The sequence below is a fragment of the Psychrobacter sp. 219-2-C genome, from assembly GCF_049560815.1.
In the GTDB taxonomy this organism is placed as follows: domain Bacteria; phylum Pseudomonadota; class Gammaproteobacteria; order Pseudomonadales; family Moraxellaceae; genus Psychrobacter; species Psychrobacter faecalis.
In genome coordinates, this window is the sequence record NZ_CP186933.1 from 1,989,779 (window position 1) to 2,011,335 (window position 21,557).

A 21,557-nucleotide genomic window follows, 5' to 3' on the forward strand; every position below is an offset into this window, starting at 1 on the left:
AAGACTAAAAACCAAGACAGAAGGATAGCATCATGGGTAGTTTTTCCATTACGCATTGGCTAATTTTATTGGTGGTGGTGGTGGTCGTATTTGGCACCTCCAAGCTAAGAAATGCCGGTAAAGATTTGGGCGGCGCGGTCAAAGGTTTTAAAGAAGCCGTTAAAGATGAAAATACCGAACATGCCAAAAAGCAAGTCGTGCTCGATCATGATGGCAATGCGCACACTGAAGAGCGCACAACCACCAAGGTTGATGACAAGCATAATGTATAGCATTTAATAGTGGCATTGGGACATTATGTTTGATATTGGATTTTCTGAATTACTGCTTTTTGGCGTCATCGCCTTAATTGTTTTGGGGCCAGAAAAACTGCCCCAAGCGGCGCGTACGGCTGGGCAGTGGTATGCCAAAATTCGCCGCACGGTGTCTACGTTGCAGTCTGAAATCGAAGCTGAGCTTGACTTGGCAGAGACGCGGCAGCAAATGCAAAAAGAGCTGGCGAAAATTCGTGAAACTGAAGCAGAAATGCGCCGTGAGATGGCAGAGATGCGCGGCAGTCTGCAAGAATTTGAATCCTCGCAAAACCAGAATCTTAAAGCCGCGCATCAAGTTAATACTGCGAAAGTGGATAGTGCTAGTAATAAAATCGACCATGAAAAAGACGATCATTCATCAGTAACGCCAAAAGAATTTGACTACGCTTACGACCGCTATGACTCCGATAAAAAATTAACAGCGCCTGAACCATTAGAATTACAGAACTCAAATAATGATGCTAATCTGAAAACTGATGTTAACGACAATACCCATCAAATAATCCAAACTGCCATTACCAAACCCTGGGAAAACATGTGGTTTCGTTTGGGCGCTTATGACAAAGCAAGGCGTCTGCCGCAGCCGCCCTACCTGCCCAATTATAAAGCCGATACGTTATTAAATAACCATTTAAATAAACCATCGATTAACAAATCATCAATTCAGCAGGCTTCTGCCAAGCAGCAGGAGAATGATTAGTGGGTTTATTTAAGCGTAAAAAAAGCCGTCAAGAAAAAGTAACGGCTACAGACATCGATGCTATTACAGATGCCGCCACAGATGCCGCTGCGCATGATGACTCTGGTGATATCTTAAGCTCAATGGCTGATATGCCGATTACTGAGCATTTGATTGAATTGCGTCGGCATCTGATTAAGATATGCGTCGCGGTACTGGTGATATTTTTGGCGTTGGTCGGATTTTCACGTGAGCTCTATGATTTTTTATCCGACCCATTGGTTGCTCAGTTGCCCGCCAACTCGACGATGATAGCAACCGATATCACCTCTAACTTTATGGCGCCAATACGTCTGAGTATCTTTGTGGCGGCATTTTTGGCAATGCCCTATATCTTGTATCAAATCTGGTCGTTTGTCGCACCCGGTTTATATAAAAAAGAGAAGAAAGTCGCTATTCCTGTACTGATGTCCTCGATATTTTTATTTTATGCGGGCGTGGCTTTCTCTTATTTTATTGTACTCAAAGGCGTACTTAAGTTTTTTATCATGTTTGCGCCGCAGAACGTTTTGCCGATGACAGATATCGACAGTTATTTAAGTTTTGCGCTCAAATTATTCATGGTATTTGGGCTGACGTTTGAGATTCCAGTGGTCACCTTACTATTGATATTGGCGGGTGTCGTCTCCATTCAGAGCTTAGAAGATAAACGCCGTTATATTATCGTCGGCTGTTTTGCCGTTGCGGCGGTCGTTACACCGCCCGACGGGGTGTCGATGTTAATGCTTGCCATCCCAATGTGGTTATTGTTTGAGCTGGGATTATTTTTAGCGAAAATATTAATCAAAGAAGAGCGTAGCCTTGATGCAGTAGACGATATAGAATTGAAGAAAGAATAGCTCTACTTATCAGACACTTATTGCAAAACAGCCAACGCGCTAATCTGTTAATATAACCTGCTTATTTCCACCTTTATTTTCTACTAACTTTTTTATTTTGTCCTGTGCGCTTGCAAATATTTTGCAATCAATATCGTCATCATGACCAGTCGGCCATTGTCTATGCAGTGGCTTTTTTTACCCTCGTTATTTTTGCCCCCATTCTAGTTTTTTAGGTAGCTTTATTATGTCCGCATCTATGCCAGCTTATATGAGCGATCCCACTGATGAGCAGCTGAACGCGCTAAATATGGCGATGGATCACAAGTCATTTAAAGTGGTCGCTTATGCGGGTGCAGGGAAAACCACGACGCTCAAATTAATCGGTGAACGTCTACGTGGCCGCGGCTTATATTTAGCCTTTAACAAAGCTATTGCTAACGATGCGCGGCAAAAATTCCCCGGTCATGTCGATTGTCGGACGTTTCACTCATTAGCCTACCGTCACGTACCACGTGATATTACCGCTAAATTGTCGTTACCGAGATTTTCACCCAAGCGTTTGGGTGATGATTTGGGCTTACAACCGGTACAAGTACGCCGGCAAATGGATGGGGTGAATAAATATATTACCCTCACGCCAGCGCGCTTGTCGCGGTTTGTCAGTGATGCAGTGAGTAATTTTTGTAGTACCCACGCCAGCTATCCTGCCCCAAGGCATCTTGAATTTCCAAGCTGGCTTGCTGAGTCAGATAGCGAGCAGTTACGCGAAATGCTCTACCCTGCTGTTGAGCAGCGCTGGTTACAGTCGATTGATGCGCGCCATCCGGCTGGTATCGGCCATGATATTTATCTTAAATTGTGGGCACTATCGAAACCGAGTATTCCTGCGGACTTTATCTTATTTGATGAAGCTCAAGATGCCGATCCGTTGATGATGGGGATTTTGACCCAGCAGCCACGGCAGGTGATTTATGTCGGTGACGCCCATCAGCAGATTTATGAGTGGCGCGGCGCGGTCAATGCGATGAAAAAACTGCCGTTGCCGCAAACCTTATTGACCCAATCGTTTCGTTTTGGCGAACCAATTGCCGAGATTGCCAATACCTTGCTCAAAGCTTTACAAGAAGACGTACCATTAAAAGGCAATCCAAATAAGCAATCGTCTACCGAAAAAGGCATGGTACATAGTAAAAAAGATGCCATTCTTTGCCGTACCAATGCTGCGGCGATGTCGCAGTTATTAACTGGTTTAAAACTTGGGCATAGAGTGGCGTTACAAGCCGATACTGATCGTATGCTTAAATTTTGTCAGGCAGCCGAAAACTTAAAAAATGGTAAATCGGCGTATGGCGTGCCCGAACTGGCGTATTTTTATAATTGGGGTGACGTTCAAGAATACTCTGAAACCAATGAAGGCAGTGACCTTAAAACCTTGGTGAAGTTGGTCGATGACCATGGTACCAATGTGTTGACGCAGGCAGTTAACAGCCTAACCCGTATCGAAAATGCTGATTATGTCATCTCAACCGCGCATAAAGCCAAAGGGCTTGAGTGGGGCAAAGTGCAGCTCGATGATGATTTTTATTATGACGTAACCACCAATGCGGTCAAGATTAGCCCAGAAGAGCTGCGTCTGCTCTACGTTGCGTGTACGCGCGCGCAAAGCAATTTAGATATTCATAATATTAAAGACTTGGTATCAGGACTGCAGACGGGTAAAAAGGTGATTTTTGGTAATACTTAATCTGCCCGTCTATCTCTCCCCTCATCGCCTTTGCCGACCTCTTTTTATAACATTGACTCTCCTATCATGAATCATAATCAGCAACTTCAAGCACGCCAAAACACCATACAGCAATTATTTGCCAATTCTGTTCGTCTTCTTGCGCCCATGGAAGGCTTAACTGATCCTTTGATGCGCCAAATCCTAACCCAAATTGCGTCAGACTTGGGTCGTCCTTATAATTGGTCGGTCAGTGAGTTTATTCGCGTCACCCAAACTGTCTTGCCAGCACACGTTTTTTATAAATACGTACCAGAGTTGCATCATGATGCCAAAACTGCATCCGGTACACCGATTCATATTCAGTTGCTCGGTAGTGACACGCAATTGATGGCAGAAAATGCCGCTTATGCTGCCGAGCTTGGTGCGCCTGCGATTGATATCAATTTTGGTTGTCCGGCTAAAACGGTTAACAGCCATCGTGGTGGCTCAGTGCTACTTGATGAGCCTGAGGTGATGTATGAGATTATCAGTGCCGTACGCCGAGCTGTACCCGCGCACCTTCCCGTATCCGCAAAGATTCGCCTGGGCTATACGGATACGAGTCGCATGGACGATATCAAAGCGGCGATTGCTGCGAGCGGCGCTGATTGGTTAACCATTCATGCGCGTACCAAAACCCAAGGCTATAAGCCGCCCGCTTATTGGGACAAAATCCAAAATTTTAATACGCTTGCTATACCAGTGATTGCTAATGGCGAGATTTGGAATAGTGAGCACGCACAAAACTGTATGGCACAGTCAGGAACCCAGCATCTGATGCTTGGTCGCGGCGCTGTCACCCGTCCTGATTTGATTGCCAAGATTGATCTCGATAATAATGACACAAAAACACTGACAGTCTTAGCATGGCAAGATTTAATTACCCATCAGATTAAGTTTTTAGAGGGTGCGGCGAAAAACGATGTGGTGTTGGTCGGGCGTTATAAGCAGTGGCTTGGTATGTTGACCAAAGGTTACTCTGAGGCGCAAACCTTGTGGGAACGTATTAAAAGAGAAAAAAATAAAGCGGTGATTATCGCGGCGCTGCAAAATAGCACATGCGAATAAACAGCGCCTTATGATCGATATTGTAAAGGTGTTAAAAATAAAAATCTCAAAGACTTACAGCAGCAATAAGCTAAAAACTGACCCGAATCGCTAAATAAAACAACATCAATGAGCAAGCCATCGAAAGCACCCAAAGAATAGAGCGAAAGGTCGCTAAATTGGTAATATAGGCCACGCAAAACCCAATACGAATCAGCACATATAGCCAAGCGATGGTATTAATTATCAACTGCGGTACAAAAAACAGCATCGCAACCAACACTGCTGCCAAAAATATAGGCAAGGTTTCATAGCTGTTTTGCTGGGCAGCATTAGCCCGCGCGGCAGCTCCCGTCGTCCCTTGTAAGAAATCACGCGGGTGGGCATTGTCAGCCAAATTAAAACCGCCAAGCGCTTTTGCTGTCAGCGCCATCGCCAGTGGCAGCAGACTTGCCACCACCATCGCCCAAATAGCCGCTGCGGTACTATCGGGAATCAACCCAAAGAATAGACTCATCAGTATACTCGTCCCTATCCTGCAATCACTTCAAAATCGTGAGTCACATTGACACCGCCCTGTACCAGCATCCGACTGGCTGAGCAGTATTTTTCGGCCGACAATTTGATGGCTTTTTCTACTTGGCTTTCTTTGACCTCTTGTCCGGTCACCACAAAATGCATATGAATGTCGGTATAAACTGCTGGAATGGTCTCAGCACGCTGAGCGGTCAGCTCACAACGTACGTCGGTCACTTGTTGGCGCGACTTTTGTAAAATTGCCACCACATCGTAGCTGGCACAGCCACCAAGTCCTAATAAAATTAGCTCCATAGGACTGGCGCCCTTTTCTTTATCAGCATCGATTTGGACGTTATGTCCTGATGGCGACACACCCATAAAGGCTTTATTTTCTTGCCACGTGACGCTTGCTTTTGACTCTGACATCTTAGATATTCCTTGTTTTAATTGCTACGACTTTGAATGCGCATGCTTCTTAATTCATATGCTTCTTAATTCATATGCTTTTTAATTTGACATGATTTTTAGTTTGAATAGTAAAGGTTTCTTATTTTCTGAAATACAATCTCTTTTTGAAAAATACTGTCTTTTATTAGTGTAGCATAAGCAAAAACCAGATTTATGACGCTCTTTCCTCGTTTGCCTTTTCTTGTTTACCTTTTATAAACCGCTACCTTATTTATGCTTTAACAATAATATTCGATATTTAAGTATTTATACACCTATCGTTACCGCGACTTATCATTGTTAGAAAAATCTGCGGAATTTACTTACAAAAGTAGAATTATAAGTTACTGATTTTAAAGGATTAATCTTGTGAAACATTTTATAGCAAAATACTGTTACACATTTTGGTTGTTTCTTGGTTTAATAACGGTAATGAATCTTATTTTGTCATAGTACTGATGGTCATCACCCTATAATAACTATGATTGCTGTCGTTGTACCTTGTCGAAATAAGCTATTTTTAAACAATTTAAAAGGGTTTAGTCATGATAGATGCAGACGGCTTTCGCGCCAATGTCGGCATCATCTTGGCAAATACACAAGGGCAAGTTCTGTGGGCAAAACGTATTGGTCACAACGCTTGGCAGTTCCCTCAAGGCGGCATCGACCGCGGGGAGACGCCGATGGATGCGATGTATCGCGAGCTCTGGGAAGAGGTCGGTTTACATCCGCGTCATGTCGATCTACTGGCGGTCACGCAAGATTGGTTGCGTTATCGTTTGCCAAAACGCTATGTGCGTCATGGGCAGTACCCTTTGTGTATTGGGCAAAAACAAAAATGGTTTTTGCTGCGCTTAGATGAGCCGAATACTCAACACATCCGCTTTGATGAGGGTAAACCAGAATTTGACCATTGGCAATGGGTCAGCTACTGGTATCCACTCGGACAAGTGATTCATTTTAAACGCGGGGTATATCGTCGCGCCTTGCAAGAATTGGTGCGCGAACTACCCCTTAAACAAGAACTGATTATTCCAGAACAAAACAACCATTTGTTGGTGGAATAAGTATTCAAATAGAAAACAAATTCCCCTATTGATAGCTATTATTCATAGGGGAATTTTTTTATGTTAGATTTGCCTATGCTGGCATTCACGGCTAATAAGCGCTGCTTTGATTTTTTTGTCTGAACTATCTTCTTTACGTAAGGTTAAAATACTTTGCGTCCGCGTTCCATAGCTTGGCATGGCTGTTTTATTCATACTACTTAAATCAGCAGATTCAATATAAATGGAGGACAGTGCGCGCTCAATCTGCTTAGCGACACCTGTTTCGGGTAATTTATTTTCTGGCGCTGGCGTATTATCTGACATCACGGCAAACGCCGCTGCTTGCCAGTAGTCAAAGGCGCTGTTCTCGCTAATCAATGGCAACACCTCTTGGCGTAACCGACCGCGTAGGCGTTCGGTTTTAAACCACCCTTCTTCTGGCTGACCATTGGATATTACGTACAATCCAGCATATAACGGCGTTGGTGCATGACCACGATTATTGACAATCACCGCTTGCGCCGTATCGCCAATAACAAGGTTAAAACCTGCGTAATCTTGCAAACTGATTTGCCGAGCAAATTCCAATGGGTTTAAAGTGCTGGTCAAAAAATCGGTGACCAATTCGCCACGTGAGCGCTCATCATTACTTGCTTGTACGCCATCACGAAAATTTAACACCGCCGCCCAGCGCCCGTTTTGGTCGTAAAAATCGCCATGTTGCTGTTGATGTATGCCAAGCCATGTGCCGCCACTTTGCTTATCGCGCCCTGCATAAATAGGCTTATCCTCCCATTGATGCAGCGGCGCTGTTGGACGCTGTAAAAACTCATCACGGTTGGACAGTAAAACCAACGGCAACTCATCAAATAACTGCCAAGCAATGGCGACGATACACATAGTTTTCCTTGATATAAATATTAAATTACCAGCGCTTAGTTGGTACTCAGCTTTTTATCGGCAGGGTAGCTGATTTGATACGTCGATTGCAGCACTTGTGATTGCTTACTTGGTAAATCAAATTCCCAAGCGACAATACCTTTATGGTCATTCCAGTCTTTTTGGCTAATCGCTGGGGTGTGCGCCGACGTGACTTTAATATTGTCATCACTGCTCACTGGCTCAGCACTTAACACCTGCAAGCGCACGCTGCGATTGTGCTGATTGGTAAATTGATACGCTTGAGTGATGGTTTCGGTTTGCTGACGGTTAAACACGCCTTTATCACCTTGTTTACTCTCATCGGTCAATTGCTTCACCAGCAAACTTGGATCAATACCGAAGCCAATACCCTGCTCTTTTAGGGTTTGATAATTATAGCGCGACTGTCCGACATAGTTATCATCACGGTATAGCTGCAACGAACCATCTGCCCAAGCAGGCGTCAAAAATGGCGCGGATGCATACCAATAAGCGGCGGTCTCGGCACTTGGTGTGCTGCGTAGCCAAAGTTTGCTAGTGCCAGACTGCTCATCGATGACCGTACGTACGCGCCGACCATCACTAGGAATACTGACCCGCTGCGGCAAGCGATATTCGGTGATGCCATTTTTGTTTTGACTACTCACGGTAAAGCTCGGTAGTGGCGGCATCTCTGCACCGCCGCCATAATTGTCTCTTGCAGAAGCAACAACGACAGGCGATGCTTCCATCTCCATCATCGGCGCTGCATAACGAGCCAATTTAGCTTGTTGCTGCTCTTCATATAATGACAAGCGCTCAACGTGTGGCAGCTGACTGGTAGTCGTTTGATTGGGATTTACGCTACTTAAAATAACGGGCACGTTGTTCCAATTTTCACCGGTTTGTTGAGCGATAATGGCGGAGGCGGTAATATTCAGCTGCTTGCTGTCGGTATTTAAGCGCGCTTGATAGGTCGGCTCCCAACTGGCGCCGCGCACCTGATAATGCAGTTTAACGGTGCTTGGCGTGCGACTGGCGGTGCGAATACTAACTTGGGTCACGCTATTCTGTTTTGAGGTCGTACTGCCCGCCAGCAGCTGATTGAGCGCATCTTTTGCTTGTGCCTCGCGCTGCTGTAACTCGATAATTCTTTTATTAATATTGGCCGCTTGTGTCTCTAAATCGCGGGCGTTATTGGCCAATGTGCCAGCCGTATTAATTTGCGTCACTTTGGTCAAATTTTGCAGATAGGCTTTGGTTAAGCGTGCTGCTTCTAATTCAGCGCTGATATCGGCAAGAGTGTTTTTCTGGACTTGTACTTTGGCGTCGCCTTGATATTGGCCATATTGACATTGCGCCGCTTGCTCAGCGCTCAAGGTTTCGATACTGACTTCACCGACATTAACATTACCTAGTGCTTGTACGCTAATGCTATCAGCGTCAATGTTCGGCGATAAACAAGAAAAGACCAGCGTTTGCTCGCCACTGCCATTGATTGGCAAGGTACGCGTGACACTGGCTAAACCTTGATAGATGGTGATATTTTCAATATTACTCAGCGCTGCTTGTGCATTGATAGGAACCCATAGCGTCAAACCTGAAGCCATGATGCCGAGCAAGGGTAATGTTAGTAAAGGCAGCTGCATAAGGATTCCTTAGAAATTGAAGCACTTTTTTTCATCTTATCGGTTTTTGCTCCGATTTGCTATTGATTCCATGTGCCATTCCCTTATCCATTTATTTATCGATAAACTTATCATAGTATTCGCAACGGATGAATTTTGCTATTATGGGCCACACTCCATTATCAATAATATGATACCTTTATGATGATTCATCCTCAGTTCGACCCCGTAGCGCTGTCCTTGGGGCCAGTAGAAGTGCACTGGTATGGTTTAATGTACTTGCTGGCCTTTGCCGCCGCTTATTGCCTTGCATGGTATCGCAGTAGCAAACGCGATGGCTGGACCACCGACATGGTGTCTGATTTGGTCTTTTTTGGTGCCCTTGGTGTCATTTTGGGCGGCCGTATCGGCTATGTATTGTTTTATCAATTTGGAGAATTGCTACAAAATCCTGCGTATCTGTTTAGGGTATGGGAAGGCGGCATGTCGTTTCACGGCGGCATGATTGGCGTCTTATTAGGCATGTTATATTTTGCCCGTAAATATAAAAAGACCCCTTTTCAGGTGCTCGATTTTATTATTCCCTGTGTACCAACAGGTCTGCTGTTTGGGCGTATCGGCAATTATATCAATGGCGAGCTATGGGGCCGCGTCTCAGACGGTGGCTATAATTGGCTGACTTACTTTCCGCAAGCCGCGGCATTTGATGCGCAGCAATTACAAACCAATCCTGAATTACAATCGTTAATGCTTGAGGTCAATGGGCAGTATTTATTGCCGCGTCACCCATCACAGCTCTACGAAGCCCTAGCTGAAGGTCTGCTGCTCTTTATCTTTTTATGGTGGTATTCCTCAAAGCCGCGTCCACGTATGGCCGTCTCTGCCTTATTTTTATTAGGTTACGGTATTAGCCGCTTTATCATCGAATTCTTCCGTCAGCCAGATGTTGACCAAGGATTTATTTTACTCGGCTGGATGACCAAAGGCCAAATACTGAGCGCGCCAATGATTATTATTGGTCTCATCATGCTGATTTATGCTTATAAGCGTGGCATCTATGATTGGGGTAAGCAGTCGGCTTATTAAGCCTTATTGAGTATCCACTACCCTATTAAAAGCTATATTAAGCATTATTTTAAGAACTATATTCTTGAGAAATAAATTAAAGAGACGTTTTCACAGCGTAAAAGAGCAATTTTATGAGCAGTCATTACCATAACAGTAAAAATGAGCAAGCCTATTTAGATTTGCTACAACACGTCCTTACTCATGGCACTGAAAAAGGCGATCGTACTGGCACCGGTACGCTGAGTCACTTTGGTGCGCAGCTACGTTTTGACTTAGCCGATGGATTTCCCTTATTAACCACCAAAAAAGTCCATTTTAAATCTATCGTTTATGAGCTATTTTGGTTTTTAAGTGGCAGTACCCACGTCGATTATTTACAAGAAAATAACGTGCGCATCTGGAACGAATGGGCGACCGCTGAACAAACCGCACGCTTTAACCGTCCAGCGGGCGACCTCGGCCCTATTTATGGTCATCAATGGCGCAATTATGGCGCGACCAAGCGTGAAGATGGCAGCTATGAGAACGATGGCGTCGATCAAATCACCCAAGTTATTGAACAAATTAAGAACAATCCCAACTCGCGCCGCTTAATCGTTTCTGGTTGGAATCCCGCTGAAGCGGAGCAAGTTGCGTTGCCACCTTGTCATACTTTATTTCAGTTTTTTGTCGCGGACAATAAACTGTCATGCCAGCTCTATCAACGCTCAGCAGATTTATTCCTATTATACCCCCATAACAATAATGCACAATACGGAGTAATAGATCGTATATAATGCAATACATAACTTAGTCTATGTATTGAGATAGTGATTATTATGGATGTTAAAGTTTGTTCTGATACAAAGTTAGATTTATCTAAGTCTTGTTTACTCAATGAGATTCCAAACTTATCATTGAACAAAACCGTAAAAGTGAATGGTGTTGGAGTATTTGATGATGATGGCAAAATCCTTCCTCTTGTTTCTGAGTATTTGTCGTATCGAACCAAACATCAAATAATCTCTTATAAATCAGCAGTTACTTATGGTAGAAACCTAAGCTACTTCTTAAGTTATATTCGTAGTCGTACAGATTATGATGACAGTGAATCCGATGAAGTATTTATTACAGTTCCAAAATACGTAATTCAAGAATACCTGACATTTTTAATTCGTGAAGACCATAAGAACTCATCTACTGTTAGAAGTCGAGATGAGACAATACATGCCTTCATCGAATACCTTTGTAGCCCTACAGAAGACCGTGATAAGCTTAGACAAGATAACCCATATAGCGATGGCTTGCTATCAAAACCACCAAAGCGCGTACCCATTAGCTCTTGCACACTTGATGACCTTTTCATATTGATTGAATTTACTGATTCAGAACGAGAAAGAGCTTTACTCCAGTTTCTATACGACTCTGGCTTACGTCGTTCAGAACTACCTAGAGTTACTCTTCAAGACTTTAAAGATATTACTAGCCTTAATTCTGAAAAATATATTTCCCGCGATACTGACCTGCCTATTCATCCCGACTATGTATCTCTGAAAGTTAAAGGAAGTAAGGGCCGTGGTAATCAAATTAAGCCACGCTGGACTTTGCTTAGCTTAGTAACTATCAAACGTGTGGAAAAATACCACGCATCTCCCTTGTATAAAAAATACGCTCGTAAATATTTAAAGCCGTCTGAAACACCAGCGTTCCTTAATGCTGAAGGCACTCCTTACACCCCAAATTCAATCAGTAAGCTACTTGAACGTATAAGTAAACGCGCAATCAAACACGGTCGACTCAATCGACTGATTTCTCCCCACAAGCTACGGCATGGCAACGCTTATTCAATACTACAGTCAAAGGATTTAGGGTCTAACTATGTAGATCGGCTTGCTATTGTGCAGAATTGCTTAGGCCACAACCATCTTTATACTACACAGACATATACTAGTATTCCTCAAGATATCTACAAGAGCATGTGTGACGAGAATGGTGATACATTAACCAAAGCTGAGAAAATGAAGCGCTTATCTGAACAGACACAGTTAAGAATTGGCATTAAGGACATCAAATGAAAAATATTGGAATAACCATTGATGAGATTCATGAGGATTTTCCTGAGCCAGGAATTTTAGGTGCAGACTTTAAAGAATTTGAAGAAAAACAACCGATTAATGTCGCCCAAGCAGCTGTCATAGAATGGGTATCGAAAACAGCTGGAGATAAAGAAGCGCTATGGGAAATACCAATTAGTAAAGCGGATAATACTTTAGGCTTCAGTGTAGCTGTTAAACATATTCAGAGTGCTGTAGGTGTCTCATACTCTGTTGCACAAAAATATAGGGGTCTTACTACTCCTTTAATTGAAAGGATGATTGAAGAAGGGATTCTAGTAATACCAAGTGAAAGCTACGAAGCGGCTGGCATCGAAAACACTAGAAAACTTTTGAATTGGTACAGAAAGCTAACTGTAGAGGAAAAGCACACTTTACCTATTTTCGGCAACAAAATTTCGATAGGAAAAATGTCTCCAGAACAACTACCTATAAAAAAAGAATCCTTAAGATTTAATGTTGTTAAAGATGCTTGGGAATTCATTCACAAAGACTTAGAAAAAATTGGAATTATTGATCCAAATTATAAAAGTGTTGTTGAGCGAACAAGCGAAGCGAATGTCAATAGAAAAAATTCCAGCGAAAGTCAGATAGACCGTTTTAATAGACTTGCATCAAGAGAATTAAATGCTACTAATGATTTTTTTATTCCTTCAAAGTTAGAACCTTTCATTCAGGTTGAGCAACTATTTGCTTCATACTGTAAGACTGTCGCCTCAGAATCAGGCAAGAGTAACTATAGAGCTGCGAGCACGTCGTTTATCAAGTTCTTATCAGATCTGCATGGAACTGTACCCTTAAATATCTTAATAGTTTTTGACCCGCATCTCCTGTCTAGATATCGGAAGTACTTGGAACAAAAGATAATAAAAGAAGAAATCTCAAGCCATTACGCAAATACAAACCTAAGTGCCGTACGTAAGGCTTTATATAGATTAAAACAAGTGTCCGATATAGACTACATTTTTTTTGATGTGGAGGGTTTTTCTGTAAGCAGAGAAACAGATATTAAAAAGCCGTTTACAATGAATGAGCGGCTTCAAATATTAGATGCTATTGAAAAAGGTATAGGAGAATCTAGAGCAACTCTAACTCCTTACAAAAAAAGTGGAGTCGGAAAAAACCCTCTGGATAAGAAAGGAAGTCGAATATACGGGCTTTCAACACTGGACAATGCAAGATGGCTTTTTGAAAACTGCTTAAAATGTAAGCCAGTCCATCATAATACAGCTAAATCAACTATCGAGAAGTCTTTCTTGGCAATTATTGCCGATTCAGATAAAGGGTTGATAGAGGTATACAACGAATGGGGCGTCCCCCCAATGATAAATATAGACGTACTCACCCCTTACCTTTTAAGGCTTGCCCAAATTACAGGACTAAATGCAGACTCCTTACTTTCACTTAATATTGATGATTACGTAGACTCTCATCCAGCAACATCACGACCTTGCCTTAGATATTGGAAAGAGCGATCTGATGGTCATAAAGAGTACCACCTTGATCTTTTTAATGCAGAACTGACATGGCTTACATCATCTCAAGCTAAGTCGATAAAAGTTATTTTTGAAGAGTTGGACCAGTTAACTGGTAGTTTTCGACAAGATATTGAAGATGATGCTTTTAAAGATAGGTTGTTCATCTATCAGTCGAATAGTACAAAAAAGCACGGCAAAGTATCTCCACTATTAGGAAACAAAGGAAAAAATAAAAAAGCATTGGGAACTAGTTTATCTAGGTTCGTTAATAAATATAATTTAAAAAATGATGCAGGAGACCCCCTAACTCTTACAATAAGTCGGTTCAGACCAACATTTGTTAGTGAGATGCTTAGAAATGGCGTAACTGTACGTGAAATTCAGCTCATGTTGGGCCACTCCTCACTCCAAACAACTCTCGGTTATATAGATTCTCTAGATTTTAACTCCATGAGTAGAATGAAGATAAATGATGAATTAGAAGAGATACATCAATCGACTCTGGATAAAGAAGTTGAGAAAGTGCCAAAAGATATAGAGTCCAAAAAAAATGATGAGTTGGTAACAACCTTTCATACTCCTCTAGCTGAATGCAGAAATATTTTTGACCCGCCAGATTTTGTAAAAAATCTTTCATCCTACATACCTGGTACTCCATGCTCACAATATAACAAATGTTTGGGTTGTGACAATGTCATTATTACAGCTAAAAACCTTCCTGAAATTTTTGCAATGAAGCGCGACTATACGCTTTTGAAAGAGCACTCCCGTGTCATGGATACACCCTATGGACATGTTGTTTCAGAGAATTTAGAGCTGATAAAAGGCATCACAGAACCAGAACTATCTAATTTTTCCTTAGAAGAATTAGAAAATGGGCGGCGTTTAGCAGAATACATTGAAACGACCACACTAGTTGATGGAGTAATCTAATGGACTATGAAAAAAAGCTGAATGTATTAACAGGTTTTGCAGAACATCGTTTATATGTTTTAGATGCTCTAGACCATGCTACAGTTCAAAAGAAGAGACACCTTCAAAATAATTACACAGATGACATAGAGTATGTAACGTACCTTATGGACAAACCTGTATCGAAATTATCAAAGTTTTCTGACGACTTTTGGGACTTTAATGACGACTATCCTAATGCTGCACGAAATGTTCAGGGCGCGAAGCTCCGCATTAGTTTTTCAAAGCATACAGATATCCCAATATTCGTTTTAATAGAAATCAAAGTTATATTGGAGTTGGCCCTGCTAAACAATTCGATTTTCAAGCCTCAGGGAAAAGAGGGGAAAAGCCGAATAAAAAAATCATTAAAAGCGAACTCGTTGATTGCAATTTTCGAAAGAGGTTTAGCATTTATTAATGAAATATTTAAACAGGCGTCTCATGAGTTAGGCTATGAGTTTGTTCAGGAAAAAATCAGAACACTCTCCGATATAACACCTGAACTGTATTCCAAAGCCGCTGAAAACTATAATCGTGTAAAAGATATAGAGCTAGATAAATTTTTCAAGTATTTACGCAGCCCATCTTCGGTTCAGTATGTATTTGAAAAACCTATCGCTTATGTAGAGTTAAATAGCCTGAAATGGAAGAGACTTGCTAATACTAATACTTCGAAAAAAGAACAAGTACTACCAGATCTAGTATTTGAATCTCTCTCGAAAATGGCTTCCTTTATCATAGTGGACTTTTTAAATGCTATAGGAGCTTCAGCAAAGATATCAGATCCTAACTCCTTAGAAAGATTTAATACAAGCAACCACGTTTCATGGGCAAACGAAGAAGGAGTAACCCACGAAATTTTAAATGCTTATATTGCTATGAGATTAAGAACTAAAGGTTATTCTCCGAGTTTCGTTACAGATATGGTGGAACCTTATAATTGGATGCTCAACAAAGACTCTAATGTCATGGGTGGACTGACTTTACGTAAAAAATTGAAAAAACGTGGTTATAAGTTAGATAATCTTAGAGAATACTTTAATCTTGTAGCGTATGCATGCACATATGTAGTAGGCCAGTATACAGGTATGAGACCATCTGAATTATCAGAAATAAGAGTTCAAGATTGTTCGTGCCTAGTTCAAGATGATGGCGTTTGGCTTATTGAAAGTACCGTCAAGAAACATAAAGATGAAATTAGTACAGGCTTGTTTGACGACAGATGGGTAGCTATACCGATTGTTAAAGATGCAATATTAGCAGCATCATATATTTCAAAAATTAAAGTTTCACCTTACTTAATTTCTAATGTAGATACTGTTAAACCAGGTAGCTCCCCTCAGTCAATGGCTAGTAATGGCATTACACATCAAATGAATAGTTTTATAGGCCAACTGTTAGGCAAAAACATTGCTGATGAACTGAATTTCAATCCCTACATGCTAAGACACACATTAACATATCAATTGTTTAAGGCTGAAGTTGGATTGCCTCTTATATCGTTTCAATTGAAACATTTTGTAGAGAGCATCTCTAAGTACACATCTACTGGCGCTACCTCGTCAGTTACGTTAGGCTACGGTGATATAGGTGAGATGCTGTCAAAAGACGGTAACCGAAAAGGTGATACGAAATCACTGCGCCGAGCAGCTGAATTAGATGCTATTAAAACTGCCCATAATCCAAATGGTACATATTATGGTGGTAAAGCGAGTGAGCATAAAAAAGGTCTGATCAAGACGTTTAGTGGATATATGGCTGAAGGATACACAGAGGATGAGATTTATGAGGCTATGGTAGATCAAGGGGTTGCCATGGTCTATATGGGACAAGGGCTTTGCTATGGTGGTAGAGCAGAAGAGTATGACTCAAGCCTACCATGTATTGGTTCGCTACGTTGTAACCCTGCTCGATGCAAACAAGCCGTTGTAACTACCAAGCATGCTCCTAAATGGCGTGAAGTTTACATGTTAAATAAGAACAACCTCAATAAACCAGAATATTTGGAGTCTCGTGAGCAAATTCTAGCAGCAATGAACGAGGCCAAAATGGTATTGGAAAATCTTGGTGAGGCAATCGAACTATGAGTAATGAAGCTTATGATCAAAAAAATAATGATGACTATGAAGCAATAACTTCTGCTCTAAATATTGCCCTAATAGATCTTCAAAATAATAAAAAACTAAAACCCACTATAGCGCAACTTTCGAAGATGACTGGTATTCATCGAAATACTATTACAAACCGTGGTTGGCCTGTCCAAAAGCTAAATCAGCTCAAAGATATCAGAAAAGCTGAAGAGAAATCGCGTAAAGAAAAAAAAGCTATAGATAACGCTGATGTTAAGAATGTGCTTGAAGCAAAGATGATTCAAGCACAAAATGAGGTTATCTACTGGTTTAATGAATATCAAGATATAAAAAGAGTCGCTCAACACTCAGATAAACGGTTACAAAAAATGAAAGAGTCACGAGATTATTATAAAAAACAATCTGATACAGATAAAAGGTCGTTATTAGAAGCTAAACAGGAGATTAAAAAACTGAGACAAATGTTAGCTTTAAAAGATGCAACACCGAACCAGCTGATGCACTAATCTATCGGAAACTACCCATGCTATAAAAAGTATAAACTTAATTTCCTTGTACTTAAAAGCTAGTAAGAGCTTAGCCAACAAATATATACCTTATAGCATAAATCACATATATTAATACTTTATGCCTAACAGAAATTTATCATCTTTCTAAAATTTTAATCTATATTTGTATCAAACTGAGAATGGATACGCGATAGACTCATGATACTGGTACCCTTCCACTTCAAAATCGTCCAATGTTACCCATGTCTCAATATCTTCGAGAGACTTAATTTCAGGGTTAATGTGAAGTTTAGGGGCTGGATACGGTTCGCGTTTTAATTGCACATCACGCATTAACTCTAATTGGTCTTCATATATATGTGCATTTACAATCTTGTGATAAGCTTTTCCAGCCTCATGCCCCGTAATTTGAGCCATTAAAGCCAATAAAGTAAAAACCTGGACTTGATTGAAATTTTGACCTAATGGCACATCACAGGAACGTTGGGATGAAGTTAGATATAGCTTTCCTCCTAACAATGAAAACGTATGGGTATGCATACAAGGACGCAAACATCCCATATGAAACTCACCTGGATTATAGAAAGTTAGGATTTCACCTCGATCATCAATACCATTCCGCAAGTTATCATAAATCTTACGAAGCTGGTCAAACTCCTCTCCTACTGAATTACGCCACCTGCGGCCCTGTACACCATATACTCGGCCCATATCATCCTCACCTTTACGATAAGGATTAGCTAACCAAGCTTCATTTTCATTGGCATTGGCACTCCATGTATTGCATCCAATAGCTCGAAACTGAGCTGCGCTATCATAACCACGTAGATACCCCAATAACTCTGCTATAGCCGTTTTCCAATAGCTTTTTCGAGTAGTCACTAAAGGAAACTCATTAGCGCCTACGTTGTATTCTAAATCAGCATTAATAACGGTTAAGCAACGCTTTCCAGTCCGTTCATTTTCGACCCACACGCCTTCATCAACTATACGTTGACATAAATCTAGATATTGTTTCATTCAATAACCTTAATTGGACTGTATACTTTTCTCGTGAGGTAATTTCTTATTGCCCGTGATCACAACACGTTTTACCTCATGATTTCATTGAGCATTATAAAGTTTAAAGGCTTGAATGTACAAACCTGTTCGTACAGACTCACTGACTCAATAACCTATCAATAGACTATACATCTCAGCAAACCGTCAAGGACTTTAAAACTAGTGCTCTGAACTAAAACGGCTATATAACTTTTTATCGTAGTAAGGTGGAAAGTTAGGATAGAATAGAGGTGCCAATAACAGTTAGATTAAAGGAAGCCCTATGTCAGCAACCAAGGAAGAGATAGCTGAGTTCATGAAGTCTGAGTTCCCTCAAGCAAAGTACAAGATTGAGGCAGTAAATAGCAGTGGGTCAATTTTATCCCATGATATCAGTTTAGATGATTTGAGACCTGGAGGTACTGTATCGGGACCTGTAATGATGGGAATTGCTGATGTGGCTCTTTATGTGGCTATCTTAGGTAGAATTGGCATAGTACCATTAGCAGTAACCACGAGTCTAACTATCAACTTTTTACGTAAACCAACTGCAAAATCACTCATTATTGCTGAGTGCAAACTGCTAAAAGTTGGAAGAAGTCTAGTCGTAGGTGAGGTTTCTTTATACTCAGATGGATCTGACGAATTAGTTGCCCATGTTGTGGGAACCTACTCAGTACCACCAACCAAGAACAAGTCTGAAAATATGTAAAAGATACCAAATTAAAGCCCTTTGCTCAAATCCTAGTGAAATAGATCAGGCGTCTTTACTGGTATAGTTCTCTAGTGAGGACTTGAATCTTTGGCTGTGGGCTAAGAAATAGTTCCGGTGTACTTACCATACAAATTTTATTTGTGATCGGTGCGCTACACAGACTGTAATACTCAGCATGAGTATTACAGTCTGTGTATGTGATAGCGTAGGTCAGCATTATAATATTAAGCTTATATAACTATAAAATAGATACTTCTAGCCAATACGCAGGTGTTTTCCCTCTAGAAGCTTGAGAGCGTGGCTGAAGAATACGCAATTCATATTTACCTGAATATGGGAGCGTGTAATAACCTTGGTTATCTAGTTTAGAGGAATACTCTCCTACGTTAACAGAGTCTGCTAGATTCTTATGGAATAAATAAGAATCTACATTCCCTCCCGCTATTTTGACATAAAGCCTTTGGTTTTTTTAGCGTAAAATGTATAGGAATCATAGAGCCTTTCCTAAATTTCGTGTAAGTACTTCTACAATCTAAATGATAGTTACACACTTTTTAGGAAAGGCTCTTTAAAGCCTTCTCGATATCTTCTTTAGACTCAGCACCGACCTCTCTAAAAATATCAACCATATCATTGAGTGAAAATTGACCACCTGACACAAGCTGCCATAATTCGTCACCTACTAACAGATCTTGGCGGTCATAAAAGTTGCCCCAACGCTTATAATTATTATCCGTTCTCGACTCAGGGTTATAAGGAATGGCGATGTAGGTTTGAATTTTATTAGTGTCCTAAATTAGTTGACCACCACCAGATTCTTATCAAAGACTTCATCATCTATTATTCGCCAAACGGCAACTTGCTGATGGTCTTTGGTGGTGACTAGATTTAAAGTTTGTTCAATCATTGCTTGAGGTCTCATATCCTTATGATGTTTATTTGCTTCAAACCCAGTTACTTTACACTTAGCGGTTTAATTAAGCTACTTACTTGAGCTATTTGCTTCAGTTATTAGGCTTGGCTACTTACTCAACTTCAATATTCTAAAGGCGCCCTGAATAACTAAAGCAAATACGATGCTACCAATAATCAAATCAGGCGTACTAGAGTGTAACCAATTAACCAAAATTCCTGCAACAATTACCCCTAAATTGATAATCACATCGTTTGAAGTGAAAATCATACTGGCTTGCATATGGGCTTCTTCTTTGCTTTTCGATTTTTGTAGTAAATAGAGGCAAATCGAGTTTGCAATTAGCGCAAGAATCGATATGACTATCATGGTAGAAAAGTCAGGTAACTGCTCATTGCCAAAGAAACGTCTTAGTACTTCTAAAAAACCAAGAATCGCTAGCGTAATTTGAAAATATCCGGCAATTCTAGCAATCCGTTTTTTCTTAATGACCGTTCCACCGACCGCAAATAAGCTAATTCCGTACACGAAGCTATCTGCTAACATATCTAAGCTGTCGGCGACCAACCCCATCGAACGAGAAATCAGTCCCGTGCTCATTTCAATAATAAAGAAAGCAAAGTTAATGACCAGCACTATCCATAGTAGCTTTCTTTGCTCAGCATCTTTTTTGTGACTAGAGTCAGCATCAATTTTAAAATTATTGTTGGGATCAGAGGGGTCAATGGTTTCGGTCGAGAGTAGGGTGTCTCCTAATTTTAGGTCATGAATAGCAGTCTCTATCCCTTCTATATTGTCATGATGAAACACAGTTAATTGACGGTTAGGAATGTCGAACTCAAGATGTTCAATATTCGAGTGGCCCTCTAATTTCATTCGGATTAGGTTTTCCTCCGAAGGGCAGTCCATCTTCGATATTTTAAAAGTTGTTTTATTCATAGCTACATTTATATCCGGGTGGTGGTTCAAAAAGTAGGCTGGAAAAAAACAGGCTGAGAAATTGATAAATAGTGAAATGCAAATGACACTATACATCAAATGCCCAGCCTGTCTAAGTGACAATATAAAGAAAAATGGTTTCAAAAGCTATGGTAAGCGAAACTATAAATACAAAGACTGCAAAAGGCATTGAAGGTAATAATTGCACTATCAGACATCGAGTAAGGCGAGCATTTAGGCGAAGTTGTAACTTTTCTAAAAAGCTGGAAAATCACTTTAAAGCCTTTGATTTAGCTTTCTTTTACATCAATCATGGGTATGTCTAATGTTAGCCTACTTTTTGAACCACCACCCAATTTTTTACTTACAACACGCAACCTTTTTAACACACGTTGATTATAAATCTTGTTTTTCAAGGTGCTAATATAATTGAGTAATACCTAACTTAGATATCATAAACCATTGATTCTAATAACTTTCATATTGTATTGTCACAGATTATTGTTTATCGAGTTTATCGAGATTTTG

General features: G+C 40.8%; 22 protein-coding genes and 1 pseudogene. 15 read left to right on the forward strand and 8 right to left on the reverse strand.

From position 1 onward, the window contains the following. Positions 1–32 precede the first annotated feature (32 nt). The 5 genes from tatA (at position 33) to ACPEGP_RS08105 (ending at position 4,707) form a co-directional block, all read left to right on the forward strand. Entirely contained in the window at positions 33–272 is a 240-nt protein-coding gene (gene tatA, locus ACPEGP_RS08085; RefSeq protein ID WP_296191325.1) for a Sec-independent protein translocase subunit TatA, read from the forward strand. Positions 273–297: 25 nt separating this feature from the next. Continuing rightward, the gene (gene tatB, locus ACPEGP_RS08090) at positions 298–1,014 is read left to right on the forward strand and encodes a Sec-independent protein translocase protein TatB (RefSeq protein WP_288726999.1); all 717 of its coding nucleotides are present in this window, start codon (positions 298–300) and stop codon (positions 1,012–1,014) included. Further along, a complete protein-coding gene (gene tatC, locus ACPEGP_RS08095; RefSeq protein WP_288727001.1) occupies positions 1,014–1,892 on the forward strand; it encodes a twin-arginine translocase subunit TatC in 879 nt (292 codons plus the stop codon). The genes tatB and tatC overlap by 1 nt, the downstream gene beginning before the upstream one ends. 226 nt (positions 1,893–2,118) lie before the next feature. Then, positions 2,119–3,618 (forward strand): UvrD-helicase domain-containing protein, encoded by a 1,500-nt coding sequence (locus ACPEGP_RS08100; protein WP_191690735.1) that lies wholly within the window; start codon positions 2,119–2,121, stop codon positions 3,616–3,618. 66 nt (positions 3,619–3,684) lie between these two features. Further along, a complete protein-coding gene (locus ACPEGP_RS08105; RefSeq protein WP_423813108.1) occupies positions 3,685–4,707 on the forward strand; it encodes a tRNA dihydrouridine synthase in 1,023 nt (340 codons plus the stop codon). A 70-nt stretch (positions 4,708–4,777) separates the two neighbouring features. On the opposite strand, the gene ACPEGP_RS08110 is transcribed toward ACPEGP_RS08105, so the two are convergent. Both ACPEGP_RS08110 and ACPEGP_RS08115 read right to left on the reverse strand, forming a co-directional pair. Then, entirely contained in the window at positions 4,778–5,203 is a 426-nt protein-coding gene (locus tag ACPEGP_RS08110; protein ID WP_423813109.1) for an MAPEG family protein, read from the reverse strand. 14 nt (positions 5,204–5,217) lie between these two features. Then, positions 5,218–5,631 (reverse strand): OsmC family protein, encoded by a 414-nt coding sequence (locus tag ACPEGP_RS08115; protein ID WP_191690731.1) that lies wholly within the window; start codon positions 5,629–5,631, stop codon positions 5,218–5,220. A 566-nt stretch (positions 5,632–6,197) separates the two neighbouring features. On the opposite strand from ACPEGP_RS08115, the gene ACPEGP_RS08120 reads away from it, so the two are divergent. Next, on the forward strand, positions 6,198–6,719 hold the full coding sequence (locus ACPEGP_RS08120) for an RNA pyrophosphohydrolase (RefSeq protein ID WP_068403735.1): 522 nt from the start codon (positions 6,198–6,200) through the stop codon (positions 6,717–6,719). A gap of 63 nt (positions 6,720–6,782) precedes the next feature. Here the strand turns inward: ACPEGP_RS08120 and ACPEGP_RS08125 are convergent, their stop codons facing one another. After that, positions 6,783–7,601, reverse strand: a complete 819-nt coding sequence (locus ACPEGP_RS08125; protein ID WP_423813110.1) for an NRDE family protein — start codon at positions 7,599–7,601, stop codon at positions 6,783–6,785. A 35-nt stretch (positions 7,602–7,636) separates the two neighbouring features. Further along, positions 7,637–9,250 carry a DUF4139 domain-containing protein gene (locus ACPEGP_RS08130; RefSeq protein WP_423813111.1) on the reverse strand — a complete coding sequence of 538 codons (1,614 nt, stop codon included), beginning with the start codon at positions 9,248–9,250 and terminating at the stop codon, positions 7,637–7,639. 180 nt (positions 9,251–9,430) lie between these two features. On the opposite strand from ACPEGP_RS08130, the gene lgt reads away from it, so the two are divergent. The 6 genes from lgt (at position 9,431) to ACPEGP_RS08160 (ending at position 17,418) form a co-directional block, all read left to right on the forward strand. Further along, positions 9,431–10,315 (forward strand): prolipoprotein diacylglyceryl transferase, encoded by an 885-nt coding sequence (gene lgt, locus ACPEGP_RS08135; protein WP_423813112.1) that lies wholly within the window; start codon positions 9,431–9,433, stop codon positions 10,313–10,315. A 113-nt stretch (positions 10,316–10,428) separates the two neighbouring features. Beyond that, positions 10,429–11,073 carry a thymidylate synthase gene (thyA, locus tag ACPEGP_RS08140; RefSeq protein WP_271134617.1) on the forward strand — a complete coding sequence of 215 codons (645 nt, stop codon included), beginning with the start codon at positions 10,429–10,431 and terminating at the stop codon, positions 11,071–11,073. A gap of 42 nt (positions 11,074–11,115) precedes the next feature. Then, a complete protein-coding gene (locus tag ACPEGP_RS08145; protein WP_423813113.1) occupies positions 11,116–12,351 on the forward strand; it encodes a tyrosine-type recombinase/integrase in 1,236 nt (411 codons plus the stop codon). After that, positions 12,348–14,801: a tyrosine-type recombinase/integrase gene (locus tag ACPEGP_RS08150; protein ID WP_423813114.1), complete on the forward strand. Its 2,454-nt coding sequence runs from the start codon at positions 12,348–12,350 to the stop codon at positions 14,799–14,801. Before ACPEGP_RS08145 ends, ACPEGP_RS08150 begins: the two co-directional genes overlap by 4 nt. Beyond that, complete coding sequence (locus ACPEGP_RS08155) at positions 14,801–16,909, forward strand: site-specific integrase (protein WP_423813115.1); 2,109 nt, start codon at positions 14,801–14,803, stop codon at positions 16,907–16,909. The genes ACPEGP_RS08150 and ACPEGP_RS08155 overlap by 1 nt, the downstream gene beginning before the upstream one ends. Next, positions 16,906–17,418, forward strand: a complete 513-nt coding sequence (locus ACPEGP_RS08160) for a hypothetical protein (RefSeq protein WP_423813116.1) — start codon at positions 16,906–16,908, stop codon at positions 17,416–17,418. The genes ACPEGP_RS08155 and ACPEGP_RS08160 overlap by 4 nt, the downstream gene beginning before the upstream one ends. A gap of 171 nt (positions 17,419–17,589) precedes the next feature. Here the strand turns inward: ACPEGP_RS08160 and ACPEGP_RS08165 are convergent, their stop codons facing one another. Beyond that, the gene (locus tag ACPEGP_RS08165) at positions 17,590–18,441 is read right to left on the reverse strand and encodes a thymidylate synthase (RefSeq protein WP_102077603.1); all 852 of its coding nucleotides are present in this window, start codon (positions 18,439–18,441) and stop codon (positions 17,590–17,592) included. A 304-nt stretch (positions 18,442–18,745) separates the two neighbouring features. Here ACPEGP_RS08165 and ACPEGP_RS08170 point away from each other — a divergent pair, with 304 nt between their 5' ends. Then, positions 18,746–19,174, forward strand: a complete 429-nt coding sequence (locus ACPEGP_RS08170) for a PaaI family thioesterase (protein WP_191690772.1) — start codon at positions 18,746–18,748, stop codon at positions 19,172–19,174. A 557-nt stretch (positions 19,175–19,731) separates the two neighbouring features. Here the strand turns inward: ACPEGP_RS08170 and ACPEGP_RS08175 are convergent. The 3 genes from ACPEGP_RS08175 to ACPEGP_RS08185 all read right to left on the reverse strand — a co-directional run bounded on the left by ACPEGP_RS08175 (position 19,732) and on the right by ACPEGP_RS08185 (position 21,029). Beyond that, on the reverse strand, positions 19,732–19,956 hold the full coding sequence (locus ACPEGP_RS08175; protein WP_102077605.1) for a TdeIII family type II restriction endonuclease: 225 nt from the start codon (positions 19,954–19,956) through the stop codon (positions 19,732–19,734). A 17-nt stretch (positions 19,957–19,973) separates the two neighbouring features. After that, the gene (locus ACPEGP_RS08180; protein WP_256713876.1) at positions 19,974–20,099 is read right to left on the reverse strand and encodes a hypothetical protein; all 126 of its coding nucleotides are present in this window, start codon (positions 20,097–20,099) and stop codon (positions 19,974–19,976) included. A 99-nt stretch (positions 20,100–20,198) separates the two neighbouring features. Then, positions 20,199–21,029 (reverse strand): cation transporter, encoded by an 831-nt coding sequence (locus ACPEGP_RS08185; RefSeq protein WP_087814222.1) that lies wholly within the window; start codon positions 21,027–21,029, stop codon positions 20,199–20,201. Positions 21,030–21,111: 82 nt separating this feature from the next. On the opposite strand from ACPEGP_RS08185, the gene ACPEGP_RS08190 reads away from it, so the two are divergent. After that, on the forward strand, positions 21,112–21,222 hold the full coding sequence (locus ACPEGP_RS08190) for a transposase-like zinc-binding domain-containing protein (protein ID WP_415622344.1): 111 nt from the start codon (positions 21,112–21,114) through the stop codon (positions 21,220–21,222). Then, positions 21,215–21,355 (forward strand): annotated as a pseudogene (locus ACPEGP_RS08195) (IS1 family transposase); the annotation flags it as partial. The gene ACPEGP_RS08190 and the pseudogene ACPEGP_RS08195, both read left to right, overlap by 8 nt. Between the last annotated feature and the right edge of the window lie 202 nt (positions 21,356–21,557).